1 protein-coding gene is annotated in these 1,227 nt (G+C 43.2%); it reads left to right on the forward strand.

The window, feature by feature from the left end; all coding sequences use genetic code 11:
- Positions 1-1,227, forward strand: a 1,227-nt coding sequence (locus tag AWW67_RS18975; protein WP_221405250.1) for a hypothetical protein, incomplete at both ends; no start/stop codon positions are given.

The raw sequence follows: 1,227 nt of genomic DNA on the forward strand, positions 1-1,227 counted from the left end.
CGTAAAGAAGAATGACAATACAGTAGAAGGATCAGCTACAGCGCTTTCAGGTGGAGAAACTGTAGTTAGAATTTTCTTTAGTGTAACAGGCACGCCAGATGGTGCAGAAACCCTAGAGGTAGACCTTCAAGCCAATGCGGTATTTGACCAAAACGGCTTAACCGCAGATGCCAACCAAACCACTAATAACACAGCAAGTCTCAATGATAAATCTGCACCAACCGTTACAAGTGTAACTGTGCCATCAAACGCAACTTATGTTTCGGGTCAGAATTTAGACTTCACTGTCAATTTTTCAGAGAACTTAACAGTTGTAACTACGGGCGGAACCCCACAATTAGCTATAACAGTAGGTTCTACCACACGTCAAGCAGTCTACACGAGTGGCTCAGGAACGGGTGCTTTATTGTTTAGGTATACTGTTCAAGCGGGCGATTTAGACACCGATGGAATAGCAGTGGGTACTTTAGCTGCTAACGGAGGCACATTGAGAGACGCTGCAACTAACAATGCTAACCTTACTTTAAACTCAGTAGGAGCAACTACTTCTGTTTTGGTGGATGCTGTATTACCAACAGTGACAAGCGTATCAGTTCCTGCCAACGCAACCTATATTGCAGGTCAGAATTTAGACTTCACTGTCAATTTCTCCGAAAACGTAACGGTTGTAACTACAGGAGGAACCCCTCAGCTGGCAATCACAATTGGGGCTACTACGCGTCAAGCGGTCTACACGAGTGGCTCAGGAACAAGTGCCTTGCTGTTTAGATATGTTGTACAATCAGGTGAATTGGATACCGATGGTATTACTGTAGGCACCCTTTCCGCTAATGGAGGTACTTTGAAGGATGCGGCAACCAACGATGCAAACCTTACCTTAAATTCAGTAGGTTCCACTACGGCTGTATTGGTAGATGGTGTTGCACCAACGGTAATTAACGTGACCAGTAGCACATCAGACGGAACCTATAAGGTTGGTGACCAAGTGAATGTTCAGGTAGTATTTAGTGAGGTTATTTATGTTAATACGCTTAGTCAAATCCAACTTCAGTTAGAGACAGGAACCTTGGATTATTACATTGCGGCTGTTTCAGGAAGCGGTACTAATACTTTGAATTTTACATATACAGTTCAAGCAGGTACTGAAAGTTCGGATTTAGATTATAAAGCAACCAACTCTTTGGATATTTCTTTAAGTGGAACAGCTAAGGATGCAGCAGGTAACGA

Source organism: Roseivirga seohaensis (assembly GCF_001592945.1).
Lineage (GTDB): Bacteria > Bacteroidota > Bacteroidia > Cytophagales > Cyclobacteriaceae > Roseivirga > Roseivirga seohaensis.